Origin of the sequence: Mucilaginibacter frigoritolerans (genome assembly GCF_007830615.1) — a bacterium.
Classification (GTDB): domain Bacteria; phylum Bacteroidota; class Bacteroidia; order Sphingobacteriales; family Sphingobacteriaceae; genus Mucilaginibacter; species Mucilaginibacter frigoritolerans.
In genome coordinates this window covers 641,363-660,644 of the sequence record NZ_VLLI01000001.1, presented here as the reverse complement: position 1 = coordinate 660,644, position 19,282 = coordinate 641,363, and the positions used below count along the sequence as shown (strand labels likewise).

Here is a 19,282-nt window from a genome sequence, read left to right as displayed (position 1 = left end):
TTTCATGCTAGCCTATTTCAATAAATGGAAATAACCCTATAATTTATTTTTATGATTTCCTTGCAGTTGCTATCATTCCGGAAAGTTCTTTTATTACGTCGTCTTCCGTCAAATTTGGATTAAAACCGATAACCTTAAAACGTATTACACCATTTTTGTCAATAATAAATTTAGTAGGGATGCCGGGCATTACATATTGCTTGTATATTTTATTCTGAATTCCATCGGGACCTTTCTCATCCAGTATTACTTTAAAAGTATAGTGATTTTCGTCCAGAAACTTTTTTATCAAATCGATGTAATTATCTGTCTTTTCACGAGTATCAATAAAAAGGAAACTTACGGTAGGGTCATCCTTATACTTGTTCAAAACCTTTTGTGTAGCTGGGAACGATTCTCTGCAAGGCACACACCATGTGGCCCAAAAATCAAGTACCAGTACTTTTCCTTTATAGTCTGCCAATGAAACGGTTTTGCCATTAATGTCTTTCAACACAAAATCAGGCGCTTTATCATTTAGCATACTGTCCACAGGCATTTTCATGTAGTTACCTTTAGCAGCAGCAGTTGTGATTAAAAATAAAGCAGCTATAAATAGTTTAATGTATTTGAGTGATGTTTTCATCTGTTTTTAAATTCTTATAATTTATTACAATTATGCCAATTTCAGGCCAAATGTCAAATATATTATTACATAAGTATTTAGCAAATGCATCGTACCAATAAACATTCGTTATTGAAGATGCAACGTCCAATTTATTTATCAGCCAATGAAAAACAAACATAACCATCACCTGATTTACTGCCGGTTTTACCACCACCACAGGCAATCACTACAAATTGCTTTCCATTAATAGAATAAGTTGCTGGAGTTGCATAACCGGCAGCAGGGAGCTTAGCCTCCCATAACTGTTTACCGGTATGCTTATCAAAGGCCCTTATCTTTTCATCTTTTGTAGCAGCGATAAATACCAGTCCTCCTTTTGTTACTAAAGGGCCGCCATATAATTCTGTTCCGGTAATAGGGATACCTTTTTTAGTGAGTTCAGGATATTCGCCTAAAGGCACTTTCCATAAAAGTTTTCCAGAGTTTAAATCTACTGCATCCAAACAGCCCCAGGGTGGTTTAATTCCTGGATAACCGTCTTTATCTAAAAAGCGGTTGTATCCATTCATGGTATAAGATATTGGGTTAAATTTATTGGGGGTTGATGAAACCGGCTCTTTGGACAAAACTTTACTTACTAAAGCATTTTCTGGTAATTTTAAAACAAAAACTAACAAGGCTTTTCTTTCATCAGCCGGAATCTGTTTAAAGGATGGCATCATATTACGTCCGTTAGCTATAATTTGGCTTACCTGCTGCTCATTATATTTTTTATTCAAATTCACTAAAGATGGATAAGCATTACCGTTTCCTTTTAATTCAGGTCCGTGACACGATATGCAATACTTGTTATAAACGTTATGCCCAACGCCTTGTAACGAATGATCATCAGTATTTTTAGGCACATCAATCATCACCTGTGCCCAGGGCAGTTCCGTGTTGCTGATGTACATCACTTTTGTTTCCGGATCAACAGCTGCCCCACCCCACTCACCACCGCCATCAAATCCAGGAAAAATCCATGCGCCATCCTTACTTGGTGGCGTAAACATGGCATTGTATTTAACCTTGTTATATTTCTCCATCATATAATGATGCGTTTCAGAGCTAAGATCAGTTACATCTTCTGGCCCAAAATGCTGCCGGGCAAAAGGCTGTGGTAAAGTGGGAATTGGCTGCGTTGGCCAGGGTTGCTCGCCAGGCAAAGCATTTTGCGGAACAGGTTTTTCCTCTATCGGGAATATCGGTTTACCGTTAGTACGGTCGAACACAAAAATATATCCATGTTTAGTGATTTGTGCCACTACATCAATTGTTTTCCCGTTATGTTTTAGGGTAACAAGGTTTGGATTGGCAGGCAGATCTCTGTCCCACAAATCATGGTGTACTACCTGATAATGCCAGATGTATTTACCTGTAGCTGCATCCATGGCCAGCAAACAATTAGCATACAAATCAGGCCCCTTACGGTTACCTCCATAAAAATCTCCACCAACTGATCCGGTTGGCACGTAAACTATTCCTCTTTTTTCATCTAATGCCATACCCGCCCAATTATTGGCAGCACCTAAACGCTTCCAGGCCGTGCTATCCGGCCATGTTTCAAAGCCTTTTTCGCCGGGATGAGGAATGGTATGGAATATCCATTTTAGTTTACCGGTCAACGCATCATAAGCTCTGATATGCCCCGGCGCTGCATCTTCCGATTCTGCCACTCGGGCACCCATAATCAATAAATTTTTATAAATTATTCCGGGCGTAGTTCCCGATACATAAGAATTTGTTTTTCGCCCAAGATCTTCCGTCAAATCAATATATCCACCTTTACCAAAACTGTTAATAAGTTCACCCTGTTCAGCATCAATAGCATAGGTTTTTGATCCGGCGCTATAAAATATGCGTTTATTATTCCCATTATCATCCTCCCAATAAACCACTCCTCTGCACACTTTATAATAAGTCATAGGATCGTCACCCTTTGCTCCCGGTTGTTTGGCTGGATCAAACATCCACTTTTGCTTCCCCGTAGCAGCATCCAGCGCAAACAATTTCAATTTAGGACTCGTACCATAAAGAATACCATTTACAATGATAGGATTACATTGATTCTGGCTCCTGTTAGCACTATCCTTATCATTAGAACTATATATCCAGGCTATTTTAAGCTGGTTTACATTCGCTTTGTTTATCCGATCATCCGATGAATACCTGTTACCCTCTTTTGTACCTGCATAAGTTTGCCAGCCGCTATAATCTCGTGTTAAATGTTTTTTACAGGAAATAACAAGGCACACTGTATATAACAATAAAATCAAGCGAATAGAAACTTTCATGTAATGGGTTTAAAGGTTTAACAGATTAAAGCTAATCACATTAAATTAAAAACAAAACCCATTAAAATATAATTCCCGTTACTCTTTAACAAATGGTATCACAATATCTTCCATCAAATCGGGTCTCCTATAAAAAACAATATGATCTGAATTAGGGATGATTGCCAAAGCTGCATTGGGCAGCGATTTATAAACACTTAAAAAATTATCGGGAGCATTATATTGATCTCTATCTCCACCAACAACCAGTACAGGGCATTTAACAGTTTTTAATTGTGCTGGTTCAATCTTTGTTTGATTAAGCCAGGCATGTTTTAATTTCTCCACAAAATCATTCCATCGGTCCGGTTGAGGCATCATTTTTTTTCGATCTTTTACAAAATCGGGGTAATCCCGCTCTATTGATTTACCAGTTAAATTTTTCAAGTCTTCCCATACGCCCGGCCTGTAATCCTCTAAAGAAACATTTCCCCCGGCAAATATCATTTTTCTAACCAATTCGGGATGTGCTATAGTTAAAGTCATGGCAATAACTGCACCATCACTAAATCCTATAACTATGGTGCTGTCGCTGGTCTCATGCTTAATTACAGAATAGGCGTCCTGCGTCATTAATTCATAAGTAAACAGTTTATTACCTATTTCCGATTTTCCGTGCCCCCTGGTTTCAATGGTTATTACCTTTAAATGCTCGCTCAGTTTAGGTATCAGTTTTTCATATTCTGAAATATCACCGAATAAGCCCCCATGTAATAACACTACGGGTCTTCCATTACCATAAACTTCATAGTAGATTTTGGTACTATCATCCATTTTCAAATAATGCCCTGCATCCGAGTTATTTCCATATGGAACAGTTGACTGTGCATTTATCGCTTTTGCTATCATCGTTAAGATAAACAGGCTGTAAATTATTCTGAATTTCTCTTTCATCTTTTAAAGGCTTTTACTATTAAATTTTTATAGGCACTATCACTACTGTTACCAAACCAATAGCCTACAGAACCACTTTTTAAGCTGCTATCTAAATGATTATAAACAAGTGACGGCTTTGTTTCATTATTTACAAAAACCTGCACTGTGCTACCTTTTACAATTGCTTTTACGTGAAACCATGTGTGCATAGGCAGTGTGGCCTTGGCCTGGTATTTATCGTTTTCATAATCCCACCAGTTAAAATCAGCTTTTTTCTCGGGCATATATTGTATAGCATTAATGGTTCCTGAACTTTCGGGTCTGAAATAAACCGTTTCGTAATGATGTGCATCTTTAATTCGAAAGGCAAAACCAACATAGCCACCTTTGGTTCCCGGCCAGGCAATATCTAATTCTATTACACCGTCCTTAAAATTTAAATTTCTGGGATAAATAGGAGTTCCCGCTTTATAATTACCATATTTTCTTTTCATTAAGAGGGCCTTTTGGCCCAAATATTCATTAAAAGTGTAATCCACTGTATCATTTCGGGGTATTACCCAGTCATTAGATTTAATAACTGAATAGTTATAGGTTGCGGAATTATTTTGAGCTTTTATGGCTGATGCACAGGCTATCATTAGTAATAACGTTGTGCTGAATAAAAATTTGTTCATTGTGTGATTAGATTTTAATTTTAAATCAAAACTCCTTAAACCATATTAAATTCATTATTCAAAGCCATTTCAATTTTGTTCAATTTGGATAAAACGGACCTGATAGTAAATAATTAAATTGCTTGTAGCTAATTTTCTCCTCAAATGGAAAAAGAAAAACAATTACTGATGCTGTGCCGAAAATTTATTGAGCAGTCACTCAACTGGGGCGATAGTATTATCTGGAGTAATGATGATTTTGAACAGCTTAGTGAAAAGATATTTGATAAAACGAAAGTGCAGCTCAGTGTATCAACCCTTAAACGGATATGGGGTAAGGTGCGCTATGAAAACTTCCCTACCGGTGCAACGCTAAACGCACTTGCGGGCTATATCGGTTATGAGAACTGGCGTGATTTCCGCCAGAAGAACCAGGATAATGAATTACTTCAGTTACCTCAAAAAGAAGTTAAAATTGTAAATACCGTTCCATCATCCCGCAAAATAGTGGTACCGGTATCATTATTTTTTATAATTCTTATCGCTATTGGATTTACCTGGTTGTCATTAAAAAAAGTACCGAAGCAAATCAATCTCTCAAAAATTAAATTCGAAGCCATAAAGGTTTCCGATAACCTGCCAAACTCTGTAATTTTTAATTATGACGTTGACGGATTAAATCCAGATAGTGTTTTCATCCAGCAATCATGGGACCCAAGGCTAACAGATAAAGTGGCCGTAAATGGCAAACAGCATACCTCAATTTACTACGAGCCAGGCTTTTTTATTGCTAAACTGATTGCAGATGGCAAGGTTTTAAAACAACGCCCCCTTTTTATAAAAACACAAGGATGGAAAGGAATGATTGAAAAATCGCCTATCCCGCTTTATCTTTCAGAAAACGAGATAAAAGGGAACGGCTACATGGGTATATCTGATAGTACCTTAAAGCAAAAAACAGGCTCGCCTGTTTTTAATGACACATGGACAAAATTTGCCAACGTAAGAGAATTTAAAGATATAGATGCCAGCAATTTCGTTTTTGAAACTACCCTTAGAAATTCCTCATCAATGGAAGCATCCGTTTGTCGGCGGATTAACGTGGTATTATTAGGAACCGGGAACGCCATTATTATTCCACTGGTAGATAAGGGTTGTATTTCATCTATCGACCTCCTTACCGGCGATGTTTGGATAAGCGGTAAAACGCATGACCTACGGAGTTTTGGATGTGATTTCAGCCAGTTTCAAACTTTGAAATGCAGTGTTCAAAATCATCATTTTAAAATATATTTGAATGATAAACTCATTATAAATATGCCTCAACAACATACTCTGGGTGAAATTGTAGGTATACGATTTGAATCGGAAGGTACGGCCCAGATAAAAAATGTAAAGTTATCCACTCCGAAAAAAGGAACTTATTACAATCAATTTTAATAAAAAGTTTTCCTTTAATAGAGCATTTTAAAAATTTCTCCGATTACAATATCTAACCGGAGAAATAAAAACGGCGTTATGTCCTGTTAATTGAAAGGTCATCATGTACTTCAACAACCTTCTTGGTAATAGTTTCTTTCTCTTCCAAAATACCTTTCCAAAAAGCTGCGGCTAATAAGCCACCCAATATTGGCGCAACTATAAAAAGCCATAATTGGCTCAAAGCCGCACCACCGTCAAATATTGCAGGCCCCAGGCTTCTGGCGGGGTTTACCGATGTGCCTGTTATAGGTATTACTACCAGGTGAATTAAAGTTAGCGACAAACCAATGGCAAGACCAGCCATGCCTGGGTTTGCACGTTTAGCGGTAGTGCCAAATATTACAATCAGGAACAAAAAAGTAAATACGGTTTCTGCTATAAAAGCCGATTGAGTGGAGTATTGGCCCAGATAACCTTCGCCCCAGCCATTTGCACCTAACCCATATTTACCCAAAACAAAGCCTGGTTGCCCTGAAACAATTAAATACAATACACCCGAGGCAGCAATAGCGCCTATACATTGAAATATTACATATCCCAGTGTATCTTTAAATGATAATTTACCTGCAGCAAGCATTGAAATAGAAATAGCCGGATTAATATGACAGCCTGAAATTGGGCCGATGGTATAGGCCATTACAACTACGCTAACACCAAATGCAAGTGAAATACCTAACAAACCAATGCCAGAAACAAAGACATTGGGTATGTTAGCACCCGCAATTACTGCTGATCCGCAGCCAAATAATACAAGGCAAAATGTGCCGATAAACTCGGCAATGTACTTTGTTAGTGGTTTAGTTTCCATAATTTATCAATGTTAAGGTTTACAAATGATTAAATATATGTAACTATTTATTAATTACCAGCACTTTACATCAATAATTATTAACTAAAAATCATAATTAATTTTCACCTGACGATCAGAAAAGAAAGTATAGATATGATATTTATTGAATTTTAAAAACATCTTTCAATGCCTTTTTTGCAGCATGATAACCACACATGCCATGCACCCCACCTCCAGGCGGAGTTGAGGAAGAACAGATATAAATTCCTTTTGCTGAAGTTTTGTATGGTGACCATCGTAATGCAGGACGGGTAAATAGCTGACCTATATCAATCACCCCGCCATTTATATCACCACCAATGTAATTGGGATTATATTCTTCCATTTGGGCAGAATCCATTGTATGTTTCGCCAGTATGATTCTTTTAAATCCGGGTGCAAAACGTTCTACCTGATCTTCAATAATAGTAGTCATATCTTTTTTTGAACCTTTCGGAACATGGCAATACGCCCATGCAGTATGTTTACCGACGGGGGCTCTTGAGATATCGAACAAACTTGGTTGCGATAGCAGTACAAAGGGCTTTTCAGCTTCTTTACCATCCCAAATCTGCTGTTCAGAAAAAGCAATCTCCTCAATAGTATTACCGATATGAACAGTACCTGCATCACGGCATTCGGTAGCTTTAAAAGGTATTGGTGCATCAAGTGCCCAGTCAATCTTAAAAACGCCCATTCCATATCGGTATCGTTCCAGTTGCCATTTATATAGAGAGGAGAACTTATGACCTGCAATTTTGAGAAGCTGTTGTGGTGTAACATCAAATAAAACCACGTGTGACGATGGTAATTGTTCTAATGAGTTTACATAAAACCCTGTTTGAATTTTCCCACCTAAAGAAAAGAAATAAGAAGCAAGGGCATTAGCAATTTGATTTGAGCCCCCTTTAGGTATTGGCCAGCCCTTTAAATGAGCTGAAGCCATTAAAACTAATGCAATGGCCGATGTTGTTAAATTAGTAAGTGGCTGCATGGAATGGGCCGCCATACCCGCTAATAATCCTTTAGCTTCTGAAGAATTAAACCTATTTGACAAAAACGTGGCTGAAGTTATTGCTGAGAGCCCAAAACCTGCCATTTCATAGGGATATTTAGGATAATGTAAAGGAGCCAACACATCAGGGGCTATAAGCGGCCAGTTCTTCACAATGGGCCTCATCAGTTGAAGATAGTTTTCTTCATCATTCCCTAGCAAAAATGCCGTTTCTTCTAACGATGTTTTTATGATAGCAGTCGTTCCATTGTCGAAAGGATGTGCAGCGGCTAAACGCGGATAAATATATTCAAGACCATGTTCAGTCAAAGGAAGTTTTTCAAAAAACGGAGAAGCTACTGCCAGCGGATGTACTGCAGAACATATATCGTGAATATAACCAGGCAAAGTAAGCTCTGCAGATCGCAGCCCACCGCCTATGGTTTCTTTGCCTTCAATAAGTAATACGGAAAGCCCTTTCTGTTGCATTAATATGGCTGCGGCCAGTCCATTAGGCCCTGCTCCTACTACTACTGCATCAAAATCGCGCTTTTCCAAATGCATTTAAAAATCGGAATAGACCGTTGGGTGCAGAAATATGATGTCAGCTTTTGAGACATTATGCTGATACTCCGGCTTCGCCACTAAAGCTTTCCATTCCGGGTCGTTTGAAAAAGTATCCCAATGTTTATCTCTATCGGGCCTATTGTTAAAAGTGGTCATATACATTAGGTTAGGCATATGGCTGCCAGCAATAACCTCAGCATAAAATACAGCATTAAAACCCAGCCGTTTAAACAATGCCACCTCATTGCCATCATTAAACATGTGTACTTTGTTTAAATTATACTTTTCGGTAGCGCTTTCATAGCTGCGCAACTCATAAACACGATCTATTTTATTTGCGGTAAGATTTGGAACTTCAGGTGCAATCATTTTAGGAAATGCCTTCAATACAATGGTCTCCAACCTAGTATAAGGTTCCTCATTATATGGAGCGTTAATATAGTCGTCTCCACTGGTTAAGTATTGTTGGTCGGTAATTAATTTTTGATCAATATTTTCCAATTGATCCCAGGTACGGAGCGGAATAAAAACATACACACGCCTTCCTGAGGTATCACCAACAACCGGTTTAAACACTCCTACATTTTTTATTCCCAGCCTATGTAATGCAGGCAAATATGCATTTTGCAGGTATTGATCAAGCCTGTCTTCCTGTGCCTGTGTTTTAAGGTGATATATCTTTATCTCATAATAATATTTCCCGGTTGCACTAGCATTTGCAAATGAGCAAATACTTATAAGAAAAAGAAAAAAACTCAAACAATAAAGGGCGAGGTGTTTGCTTACAGATCTCATAATTAAGGTAATTGTATTGTTGTAAATTTATCTATTTACATTTATAAAAAACGGAACATTTTAGTTACAAACACTAAACATCAATGCTCCAAAGGCAAAAATCGTTAATTAATTATTTATATGCTTTCCCCATTTTTCCAAAACATCCATAATACCTGTAATTTTCATGGGCTTGCTTAAATAATCGTTCATGCCGGCTTTAAGACATATATCCCTATCTTCTGGCAATGCATTTGCGGTCATAGCAACAATTATGGGCTGATATTCCATATGATCGCGAATAAAACGGGTGGTTTCGAGTCCATCCATTTCTGGCATTTGTACATCCATAAATATAATATCGTACCTTTTATTAATCATAGCATTTATTGCCACATGACCATTTTCGGCCATATCTGGTGCATAACCCATTTTGGTAAATATATGCTTGGCCAGCTTTTGATTCACCAGATTATCTTCGGCAATTAAAATATTCAGCGGATACTTAGCTGCAAATTCTATTGAAAATTGCGATTGAACAGGTTGTGTTTCTTTTATAACAGTTCCATTTGCCTTTAGTACCTCAGCAATGTGCTTATATAATATATGATGCCGGGCTGGCTTATTCAAAATGGCATTAAACAAATGACTCTCCTTTTTGCTTTGCTCATTACCCATTGAGCTCAATAATATTATGGGTACATCAGGTTGTTTTTTCTTTATTTCTTTTGCCAGTTGAATACCATCCATAGTCGGCATATTCATATCTGATATAAGGAGATCTATTTTTTTGCCCGATGAAATAATTTTTAAGGTTTCCTCTCCCGACTCAGCCAATATCGGCTCAAACTTCCATTGCTCCAGCTGGGTTTTAAGAATATTTCTATTAGTTTCATTATCGTCAACTATTAAAATACGTTTACCGATAAGCTCATCCATATTTAAATACACGTAGTTTCTTTGTGCCTTTAACCCTGCTTTCGACTTTATAGTAAATGAAAAAGTTGTACCAATTCCAGTTTCGCTTTCAACTGTTATATCTCCACCCATTAATTTAACCAGCTTTTCGCTAATTGCCAAACCAAGTCCCGTACCTCCATATTTACGTGTTGTACTTGAATCAACCTGCGAAAATGCTTTAAACAATTTATCCAATTTATCAGCAGGGATTCCAATTCCTGTATCTCTTACGCTAAATTGCAGCACAAGCTCCTCATCTTCCTGTTTAACTAGTTTAACGCTTATAAATACTTCACCTTTGCTGGTAAATTTCATTGCATTACTCACCAGATTAATTAAAACTTGTCTAAGCCTTAACGGATCGGCTATAATCTGGCCAGGTACATTATTGTCTATCTGATAAACCAAATCAACAGACGATGCCTTTTCTGCAAAAATATCCAGAACGCCTTCTATACAATCACGCAAATCAAAATCCTGGGCCTCCAGATCCATGCTCCCCGATTCAATCTTCGAAAAATCAAGTACATCGTTAATTACAGTCAATAAAGCCTCACCACAGCTTTTTATGGTTTCCGCATATTCCTCCTGTTCATTTGTTAGCTGAGTACTCGAAAGTAATGCCGCCATTCCAATTACCCCATTCATTGGAGTTCGTATTTCATGGCTCATAGTAGCCAGAAAGATACTTTTAGCTTTATTAGCATTCTCGGCATCTTCACGTGCTTTTTCCGCAGCTTCTCTTGATCGCCTTTCATTCTCAGTCATTTTTGCCAGGCTTTCTGTACGCTCCCTAACTTGCTTTTCAAGAGCAATTTTTTGTGTTTTAATAGTCCTAACCCTGATTTTAAATGCTCCGTATATCCCTCCAACTATTAATAATACAGCCATAAGTTCAAACCACCATGTTAACCAAAACGGGGGTACAATAGTAATTTTAAGTGCGCTAACTACAGGAGACCATCTGCCTGATGCATTTTTATATTTTATATTAAACAGATACTCCCCCGGTGGCAAATTGATGTATGAAGCAGTATTACGACTACCAACATTGTTCCAATCCTTATCAAGCCCCTCCAGTTTAAATGCGTATTCTTTTTTATCTGCTGATCCAAAATCAAGCGCAGAAAATTCCATTGAAATAACGGATTGCCGGTAAGACAGCGTAATAGACTTAGTATCGGTTATATCATTTTTTAATGGAGATGAATCTTTGCTGTTTTTTGCAATAGTAAGCGGCTTATTGAATACTGAAAAGGAGGTAATCACTAATGGTGAAAATGCATTGGGCTTCAGTATCTGATCGGGAGAAAAAATATTAAAGCCATTTATACCACCAAAATACAACTTTCCGTCGCTGCTTTTTAATGACGAGTGAGGCTTAAATTCATCCCCTTGTAATCCGTCTTCCGTAGTATAATTCCTGAACGTATTTTTTACCGGGTCAAATTCCGAAAGGCCACTATTTGTACTCACCCACAATTTTCCATTGTTATCTTCTTTTATTGAGTAGATAATGTCGCTTGGCAAGCCCCGTTTCTTGTCGTATGTGGTAAAATGTTTAGTAACCGGATCAAATAAATCGAGCCCAGCCAGTGTACACAACCATAAATGCCCCTTGCTGTCTTCAAAAATATCAGTTACTCCGTTATTGCTTATGCTATTCTTTTTTTCGTCGTGTTGAAAGTGAGTAAAAGTATTGTCTTTTCGATTTAATAAATTTAACCCCGCATCAGAGGTTCCTATCCATAAGTTATCTTTTGTATCTTCATACAAAGAATAAACATAGTTGCTGTTTATACCTTTAGGGTTATTTACATCAAAAGTGTAGTATTTAAACGTATTAGTATTTTTATCGTAACAATTTAGTCCGCCGCCAAAAACACTTATCCAGGTTTTTTGGTCGCGTGTGTGAATTAAATTATAAACATTGTTCCCATCCAATCCCTTATTTACCTGGGCATTTTTATTAAAGTATTTGAACGTGTTGTTTTTAGGATTAAAAACAGTTATGCCATTTCCCCAGGTACCAACCCAAAGGTTGCCGTCATCATCAGGGCTAACGATCAGAATATAATTGCCCGATATACCTTTTTTGCCAGGAAGAGGCTGTTTGTAGCTGTTAAATAAACCACTTTGCGGATTAAACTTATTTAAGCCGCCACCATCGGTAGCTATCCAAATATTCTTGCTTTTATCTTCGCAAATATCAAGCACAAAATTATTGGATAAACTATTAATTGATGAATTATGCCTATAAAGAGTAAAACTTCCGGTAGTCTTTTTTAAGAGATTGATACCACCACTAAATGCCCCCAGCCACATATTCCCGAGGCGATCTTTACAAATAGAATAGATAGAATTTCCGTTAATAGTGTTATTATCAACCTCATCATGTTTGTAGCTATAATATTTCCCTGTAAAGGGATTTAAAATTGCAAGCCCCTCGTTTTCAGTACCAATCCACAAATTTCCGTTATCATCTTTTTTTAAACTGTAAATAGTTTTACTCGAAACATCGTTTAAATTAGTTTCGTTATATTTTATGCGCTTAAACGTTTTAGTAATTTTGTTAAACAAATAAAGGCCATCGTCCTGCGACCCTATCCACAATTGGTTACTATCATTTTCAATAATGCAGATAATATTTTTCGCCAGGGCGGCATGCGTAAGTGGATCAGTATAATAAAAGTTTGAAAAGGTGTTGCTTTCCGGATTAAAAAGATTTAAACCACCTACTGATGTTCCGGCCCAAATATTATGCTCCGAATCTTCAAATACCGTGCGGATATTATTGTCGCTTATACTATTTTCATCAGTATTTGAATGAAAGTGATGATGAAACACTCCTTTCTTAACGTCCAAGCAATCTAACCCGCCATTTTGTGTCGCAACCCATAAATTCCCTTTTTTGTCGAATAATAATCGGTTGATGATATTGTTTGCAATACTTTTAGGGTTATGTTCATCATGTAAATACCGGGTAAACTTACCCGTGCTCCATTCAAACATGTTAAGCCCACTTTGGGTAGCAATCCAAATATTCCCATCCGGAGACTCAACAACATCTGTAACCATGTTATTGCTTAAGGTATTAGGATCAGACGAATCATAACGGTAGATAATAAATTTATACCCATCATACCTGTTTAAGCCGTTCCTGGTGCCGATCCACATGAAGCCACGCGTGTCCTGAATAATGCTGTTCACATTAATTTGCGACAACCCCTCGCTTGTGCCAATATGGTCAAACTTAAGGGTCTGATTTTGGCAAAAGGCTGACATTCCATAAAATATCAATACAGAGAATACAAGGTATTTGTATATTTTCACTATAAGTAAATGTAGTTTTTATCAGGTTATAATATATTGCTGGTAATACAAAGATACGTAACTGTTTGAGGTTAATCACTGCCTCTCTTTATACGTTACAACTGAAACCTATGTTTGTGGAATACTATTACAATAATCAACAATCTAAACACCCATGCATAGTACTTTACTAAATTAAGGTCAAAAAAAATGGTTCATTATTTACGGCTTTAGAACCATAAATAATGAACCATTAACTATAGGGTTAAATAAACTTACAGTTCTCTAACCCAAATATTACGATAGCTTAGCGGTTCGCTTTTATCGCCGTGAGCTTGTAGTTTTATTGATGCGGGGCCATGTTGCTTATATGCTGGTTTACCAATATATAATGTTGGGCCCAGCAATTCGAAGTTATTTTCAACCAATACACCGTTAAAAAATACCGTTACCCTGGCTTTGGTTTTTACCGTACCATCTTCATTAAAAGTTGGAGCGGTCCAAACCACGTCATAAGTCTGCCATTCACCCGGCTTTCTGCCTGGGTTAGCTAACGGAATAGCTTGTTTGTAAATACTACCGGCCATCCCATTAACATAAGTTTTATTGTTATATGAATCTAAAACCTGTAACTCATAGCCGGCATCACCTTTACCTAATGATGCTAAAAACACACCACTATTGCCGCGAGCCTGTCCCGAGCCTGTAATACTGGCAGGTACCCGCCACTCAAGGTGAAGTTGGTAGTTGGTAAACTTTCTTTTGGTTTCAATATTACCATATTTTTTATTTACCGTAAGGATATTTCCATCTACATCCCATTTAGCGGGTGATTGATCATCAGCCTGAACCCATTCGTCGAGATTTTTTCCATTAAACAAAATAATAGCATCTGACGGTGCATCTCTGAACGAGTCACCCGGTGTAACCACTTTAGGGATAGGATCCCATGTTTCGGTATCTTCAGGTTTGGCCTGTTGTGCATTTGCCATAAAAAAGCTGCCTGATAATAATGCAGTAAACAAAATTTGATATTTCATTTTAGTAGGTTTTATTGGTTTATTCTGGATCAATAGCAAATAATTAGTAATAATTGGTGGACAAACCCGCCATTCCCTACTAACCATTTACTTTATTAAACATGCAAAATATTTTTTGCATAAGCAGCACTTTCTGTGATGCTTACATATGGATCAATATTGATATAATTTTCCTGCTCAACAATAAAATGCTTTAAGCCGGCAAGTTTTGCATAGCTCAAAATGGTTTTAAAATCAATAGTACCTCTTCCTATTTCGGTATTCCGGTTATGGTCTGTTTTGTCCATATCTTTTAAATGGCAAAGTGCAAAACGTCCAGGATTCTTTTTGAACAATTCCACCGGATCTTGTCCGGCACGTACCACCCAGTAAATATCCATTTCCATGTTAACCAGTTTAGGATCTGTTTCTTTTAAAAGAACATCATAAAAAGTAGTGCCGTCTACAGGCTTCCACTCAAAGTTGTGGTTGTGGTAACCTAATTTCAAGCCAGATTTACCACATAATTCAGCCGCCTTATTCATTTTACTTGCAACTTCTTTAAACTGATCGGCGCTCTTTAAAACCTCGCCATTTATTGAAGGAACTATAACATAGGTCATCCCTAAAATGTTGGCGGCTTCAATATAGCTTTCCAGTGCTTCAGTTTTACCTTGAACAAAATATTCATCCATACCAAAATGTGCACTTGGCGCTTTCAATCCATTATCGTTTAATAATGTGCTGAAAGATTTTGCATCAAGCCCCCAAAAGCCCTTTTCTTTTGAATACCCAAAAGGTTCAACTTCTTTATATCCGGCTGCAGCAACTTTAGCAATACCACCTTTTACATCAGCAGGCAATTGATCGCGCAAGCTGTAGAGCTGCAATCCAACAACTTTATCATTGGCTTTAGCGGATAATAATCTTGGTGCTATCATCATCCCTGCTGAAATTAATCCTGCCTGGGTTAAAAATTTCCTTCTCGTAGTCATATTTATTGTTCAAAATTGGTAGTTGGTTTAATAAATTGGGGCAAACCCCATTCACCTACACATCACAAATGTGTATAGCGTTCCTTAAGGAAGCTACTTTATCAGCCTGTTTCGGAACAAACTCCTGCCCAACATAGCCTTTAAACCCGGTAGCTGCAATAGCCCGCATTACGGCGGGATAAAAAAGCTCCTGGGTATCATCAATCTCATGCCTACCTGGTATTCCACCTGTATGAAAATGGCATATGTATTGGTGATAATCAGTGATATTTCTGATAATGTCGCCTTCCATTATCTGCATATGGTAAATATCAAAAAGCAGCTTAAAGTTTTCTGAATTTAATCTTTTCGCCAGTTCAACGCCCCATTCTACGCGACTGCACTGATAATCTTTGTGATCTATTTTGCTGTTAAGTAACTCCATCGCCAAAACAACATTATGTTTCTCTGCTAAAGCAACAATGGGCTTCAAACCTTCTACACAGTTATTCCATCCGGTTTCATCGTCTTTCCCTCTTCTACTACCGCTAAAACAGATCAGATTTTTGTACCCGTTTTTTGCAACCAATGGAATCATATCCGAATAATTCTTCTGCAGGGTTGCATGAAATTGCTTATCTCCAAAACCATCCGTCAGATTTATCTCGGCCCCGTTACACATTGGCGAATACATGCCGTGTTTTTGTAATATGGGCCAGTCTTTAGGTCCGCAAAGGTCAATTCCGGTTATACCAATTTGTTTAGAGACTTCACAAAGTTGATCGAGCGTGAGTTCGCTATAGCACCAGGGTGAAACCGAATGGTTAATATTCCCTTTCAGCTTATCAGACAATGTTTCTTTTATCTCTTCTTTCTTGAATGATGATAACATACCTGTAGCTGTTATAGCTGCTGTACCGGCAACAATATTCCTGATTGCCGATCTTCTGTTTTGTTGAGTTGCCATAAGTGGATCTTTATGATTGTACTGATGACGTTTGAATTTGACTCTTATCTTTAAAAAACACTGCGAACAATAAAAATACAGCAGCAGCAATCCCAGCAGGTATCAACCAAATCATCTTCCAATCGTGCCCTGCAGCAGAATTATAACTATCAGATATTAAACCCGCTACATAAAACCCGATTAACATACCAACACCATAAGTGGCTAACGTAATTAAACCCTGCGCAGCGCTTTTGTACTGCGGACCAGCTTTAGAATCGGTGTAAATCTGTCCGGACACAAAGAAAAAGTCATAACATACGCCGTGAAGTGCAATACCAATTATAAGCATAAAGCTCAATTCGCCTGCATTACCATAAGCAAACATTGCATAACGCAGTGCCCACGCCAACATACCAACCAGAATGGTTTTCTTGAAACCGAACTTTTTAAAGAAAATAGGCAGACAAAGCATAAATAATACCTCAGAACCTTGACCGATAGTCATTTTTCCGGTAGGATTATTAACCTTAATATCTGTTAAAAAGTTACTTGCATTTTGGTAGTAAAAAGCCAGCGGGATACAAATTAAAATTGAAGCAATAAAAAATACTGCAAAGTTTTTGTCTTTTAATAACTTCAAAGCATCAAGCCCAAGTAATTGGGAAATACTTACTTTCTCGCCAGTTGGGGTTTTAGGAGGAGTAGCCGGTAAACTAAAGCTGAACAATCCTAAAATCAGGGAGGCAATTCCTGCCATCATAAAGGTATTCTTCAAAAATCCGCTCTTTACTCCATCTGGTGAATCCCAGTGAAACAAATAGCTGATAGCTAAACCGGCAACTATCCAGCCGATAGTTCCCCATACCCGAATGCTGGAGAACTCTTTTTCAGGATCTCCAATTTGATTAAATGAAACTGAATTTACCAATGCTAACGTTGGCATATACAATACCATATAACCTAATACATAAGGATAAAACACAGAAACGTCTGTTGCTTTATACATCTGGTACATTAAAACAGCACCCAAAATATGCAGAATACCTAATATTCGCTCTGCATTAAAATACCTGTCGGCAATTAAACCAATAATGAAAGGTGCAATGATAGCACCCCAGGACTGCGTTGAGAACACAGCACCTGTTTGTGCACCTGTGGCATGAAGAGTATTACCCAAAAAAGGACCTAAAGTTACGAACCATGCTCCCCAAATAAAAAATTCAAGGAACATCATTAAAGATAATTTAACTCTTATTGCAGTGCTCATTATTTTATAGTTTAAAAATTGGTTTCTCAGGTTTGGTTAGGTTGGTTTATTTTTTTAGCGAAAGGATGTATTGCACCATCACTTTAGCATCGGCTAAGGCAAGGGTTGGGTGCGCCGCCATTGGGATATCGCCCCAGTTACCTTTACCACCTTTAATTACTTTATTAGCCAGGGTATCGATATTGGCCTCGGTTGCTGGATATTTATTGGCAACATCCTGAAATGCAGGCCCTATTACTTTTGTGTCAACTTTGTGGCAGGTACTGCAATCATTTGCAGCAATCAATTTTGCGCCAGGAGCTGTTGAGGCAGTGCTTTCTGTCCCTGTTTTAGTGGCATTTGTATCAGCATTGCTCTCAGCGGTTTTGGCTGTTTCATTTGATGCTGAAGTACTATCAGCACTTCCACTGCCTGATTTTGATCCACCGCAAGCTGCTAAAGCTGCACTTATACACAGAACTACAAAAACTTTTTTCATGATTTTACTTAAATTGATATGGAATAAAATTAATATTTATACGATGCGATAAATATATACTTTTTGGTCAAAATTTATTTATAAATGATCAGGCATTTCAATCAATACCCAATGTTTTTCTATTAAAGGAATCATTTGATCCGGAAGATGCAAAGTCATCAAAAGCTTTATCTGTTACCCTTATAATATGATTTTTAATAAATTCGGCACCTTCACGTGCACCATCTTCGGGGTGTTTCAATGCGCATTCCCATTCCAGCACAGCCCATCCTTTATAATCATATTGAGCAAGCTTGCTGAAAATGATCTTAAAATCAACCTGACCATCGCCTAATGAGCGGAAACGGCCTGCACGGTCAATCCAGTTCTGGTAGCCACCGTAAACACCTTGTTTACCGGTTGGGTTAAATTCGGCATCCTTTACATGGAACATTTTAATGCGTTCGTGATAATTATCAATATATTCCAGATAATTAAGGCACTGCAAAACAAAGTGGGATGGATCATAAAGCAAACATGCACGCTTGTGATGATTTACCTTATCCAGAAACATTTCATAAGTGATACCATCGTGAAGATCTTCACCCGGATGTATTTCATAACATAAGTCGATGCCACAATCTTCATAAACATCCAAAATAGGTTTCCAGCGTTTGGCCAACTCATCAAATGCTGTGTCAACAATGCCGGCTGGCCTTTGAGGCCATGGGTACATCATTGGCCAAAGCAATGCGCCACTAAAAGTAACGGAAGCATTTAAGCCTAAATTCTGCGATGCTTTAGCCGCATATTTTACCTGTTGAACGGCCCACTCCTGCCTTGCTTTTGGATTATTGCGATAAGCCTCAGGTGCAAAACCGTCAAAAAGCGTATCATACACAGGGTTTACTGCAACCAGTTGTCCCTGTAAATGGGTTGATAGTTCTGTAATTTCCAATCCGCAGGCATTAACACAGCCTTTCAGTTCATCAGCATAAGTTTTGCTTTCAGCAGCTTTCTGTAAGTCAATAAACCGGGCATCCAGCGTTGGTAACTGCAATCCTTTGTATCCAAGGTTTTTGGCCCAGGTACAAATAGATTCCAGGTTATTAAACGGCGCTTCATCGCCTATAAATTGAGCTATAAATATGGCAGGGCCTTTTATTGTAGTCATTGGTTTATTTAGT

At 37.8% G+C, this 19,282-nt stretch carries 15 protein-coding genes; 1 reads left to right on the top strand and 14 read right to left on the bottom strand.

Annotated features, from left to right (window positions below; all coding sequences use genetic code 11):
• Positions 1-49: 49 nt before the first annotated feature.
• The 4 genes from JN11_RS02750 to JN11_RS02735 all read right to left on the bottom strand — a co-directional run bounded on the left by JN11_RS02750 (position 50) and on the right by JN11_RS02735 (position 4,532).
• On the bottom strand, positions 50-625 hold the full coding sequence (locus tag JN11_RS02750) for a TlpA family protein disulfide reductase (RefSeq protein ID WP_144909381.1): 576 nt from the start codon (positions 623-625) through the stop codon (positions 50-52).
• Between the two features lie 131 nt (positions 626-756).
• On the bottom strand, positions 757-2,940 hold the full coding sequence (locus tag JN11_RS02745) for an outer membrane protein assembly factor BamB family protein (RefSeq protein WP_144909379.1): 2,184 nt from the start codon (positions 2,938-2,940) through the stop codon (positions 757-759).
• A 78-nt stretch (positions 2,941-3,018) separates the two neighbouring features.
• A complete protein-coding gene (locus tag JN11_RS02740) occupies positions 3,019-3,873 on the bottom strand; it encodes an alpha/beta fold hydrolase (protein ID WP_144909377.1) in 855 nt (284 codons plus the stop codon).
• Entirely contained in the window at positions 3,870-4,532 is a 663-nt protein-coding gene (locus JN11_RS02735) for a LamG domain-containing protein (protein WP_144909375.1), read from the bottom strand. The genes JN11_RS02740 and JN11_RS02735 overlap by 4 nt, the downstream gene beginning before the upstream one ends.
• Positions 4,533-4,676: 144 nt before the next feature.
• On the opposite strand from JN11_RS02735, the gene JN11_RS02730 reads away from it, so the two are divergent.
• Positions 4,677-5,951 carry a hypothetical protein gene (locus JN11_RS02730; protein ID WP_144909373.1) on the top strand — a complete coding sequence of 425 codons (1,275 nt, stop codon included), beginning with the start codon at positions 4,677-4,679 and terminating at the stop codon, positions 5,949-5,951.
• Positions 5,952-6,027: 76 nt separating this feature from the next.
• Here JN11_RS02730 and aqpZ read toward each other — a convergent pair whose 3' ends face one another.
• The 10 genes from aqpZ to JN11_RS02680 form a co-directional block, all read right to left on the bottom strand.
• Entirely contained in the window at positions 6,028-6,801 is a 774-nt protein-coding gene (gene aqpZ / locus JN11_RS02725; RefSeq protein WP_144909371.1) for an aquaporin Z, read from the bottom strand.
• 142 nt (positions 6,802-6,943) lie between these two features.
• Positions 6,944-8,380 (bottom strand): phytoene desaturase family protein, encoded by a 1,437-nt coding sequence (locus JN11_RS02720; protein ID WP_144909369.1) that lies wholly within the window; start codon positions 8,378-8,380, stop codon positions 6,944-6,946.
• On the bottom strand, positions 8,381-9,178 hold the full coding sequence (locus tag JN11_RS02715; protein WP_144909367.1) for an NIPSNAP family protein: 798 nt from the start codon (positions 9,176-9,178) through the stop codon (positions 8,381-8,383).
• A gap of 108 nt (positions 9,179-9,286) precedes the next feature.
• Positions 9,287-13,450 (bottom strand): hybrid sensor histidine kinase/response regulator, encoded by a 4,164-nt coding sequence (locus tag JN11_RS02710; protein ID WP_144909365.1) that lies wholly within the window; start codon positions 13,448-13,450, stop codon positions 9,287-9,289.
• A gap of 254 nt (positions 13,451-13,704) precedes the next feature.
• Positions 13,705-14,469 carry a 3-keto-disaccharide hydrolase gene (locus JN11_RS02705; RefSeq protein ID WP_144909363.1) on the bottom strand — a complete coding sequence of 255 codons (765 nt, stop codon included), beginning with the start codon at positions 14,467-14,469 and terminating at the stop codon, positions 13,705-13,707.
• A 95-nt stretch (positions 14,470-14,564) separates the two neighbouring features.
• Positions 14,565-15,443 (bottom strand): sugar phosphate isomerase/epimerase family protein, encoded by an 879-nt coding sequence (locus JN11_RS02700; protein WP_144909361.1) that lies wholly within the window; start codon positions 15,441-15,443, stop codon positions 14,565-14,567.
• 55 nt (positions 15,444-15,498) lie between these two features.
• Entirely contained in the window at positions 15,499-16,389 is an 891-nt protein-coding gene (locus tag JN11_RS02695) for a hydroxypyruvate isomerase family protein (protein WP_144909358.1), read from the bottom strand.
• 10 nt (positions 16,390-16,399) lie between these two features.
• Positions 16,400-17,638, bottom strand: coding sequence for a nucleoside permease (locus JN11_RS02690; RefSeq protein WP_144909356.1), 1,239 nt, complete (start codon positions 17,636-17,638; stop codon positions 16,400-16,402).
• 46 nt (positions 17,639-17,684) lie between these two features.
• Positions 17,685-18,116, bottom strand: coding sequence for a c-type cytochrome (locus JN11_RS02685; protein ID WP_144909354.1), 432 nt, complete (start codon positions 18,114-18,116; stop codon positions 17,685-17,687).
• Between the two features lie 97 nt (positions 18,117-18,213).
• Entirely contained in the window at positions 18,214-19,269 is a 1,056-nt protein-coding gene (locus tag JN11_RS02680; RefSeq protein ID WP_144909352.1) for a sugar phosphate isomerase/epimerase family protein, read from the bottom strand.
• Positions 19,270-19,282: the final 13 nt, after the last annotated feature.

Bases quoted from the DNA above. Each gene is read 5' to 3' on its own strand.
- JN11_RS02750 (WP_144909381.1), bottom strand. From the start codon at position 625: ATGAAAACATCACTCAAATACATTAAACTATTTATAGCTGCTTTATTT.
- JN11_RS02745 (WP_144909379.1), bottom strand. From the start codon at position 2,940: ATGAAAGTTTCTATTCGCTTGATTTTATTGTTATATACAGTGTGCCTT.
- JN11_RS02740 (WP_144909377.1), bottom strand. From the start codon at position 3,873: ATGAAAGAGAAATTCAGAATAATTTACAGCCTGTTTATCTTAACGATG.
- JN11_RS02735 (WP_144909375.1), bottom strand. From the start codon at position 4,532: ATGAACAAATTTTTATTCAGCACAACGTTATTACTAATGATAGCCTGT.
- JN11_RS02730 (WP_144909373.1), top strand. From the start codon at position 4,677: ATGGAAAAAGAAAAACAATTACTGATGCTGTGCCGAAAATTTATTGAG.
- aqpZ (WP_144909371.1), bottom strand. From the start codon at position 6,801: ATGGAAACTAAACCACTAACAAAGTACATTGCCGAGTTTATCGGCACA.
- JN11_RS02720 (WP_144909369.1), bottom strand. From the start codon at position 8,380: ATGCATTTGGAAAAGCGCGATTTTGATGCAGTAGTAGTAGGAGCAGGG.
- JN11_RS02715 (WP_144909367.1), bottom strand. From the start codon at position 9,178: ATGAGATCTGTAAGCAAACACCTCGCCCTTTATTGTTTGAGTTTTTTT.
- JN11_RS02705 (WP_144909363.1), bottom strand. From the start codon at position 14,469: ATGAAATATCAAATTTTGTTTACTGCATTATTATCAGGCAGCTTTTTT.
- JN11_RS02700 (WP_144909361.1), bottom strand. From the start codon at position 15,443: ATGACTACGAGAAGGAAATTTTTAACCCAGGCAGGATTAATTTCAGCA.
- JN11_RS02695 (WP_144909358.1), bottom strand. From the start codon at position 16,389: ATGGCAACTCAACAAAACAGAAGATCGGCAATCAGGAATATTGTTGCC.
- JN11_RS02690 (WP_144909356.1), bottom strand. From the start codon at position 17,638: ATGAGCACTGCAATAAGAGTTAAATTATCTTTAATGATGTTCCTTGAA.
- JN11_RS02685 (WP_144909354.1), bottom strand. From the start codon at position 18,116: ATGAAAAAAGTTTTTGTAGTTCTGTGTATAAGTGCAGCTTTAGCAGCT.
- JN11_RS02680 (WP_144909352.1), bottom strand. From the start codon at position 19,269: ATGACTACAATAAAAGGCCCTGCCATATTTATAGCTCAATTTATAGGC.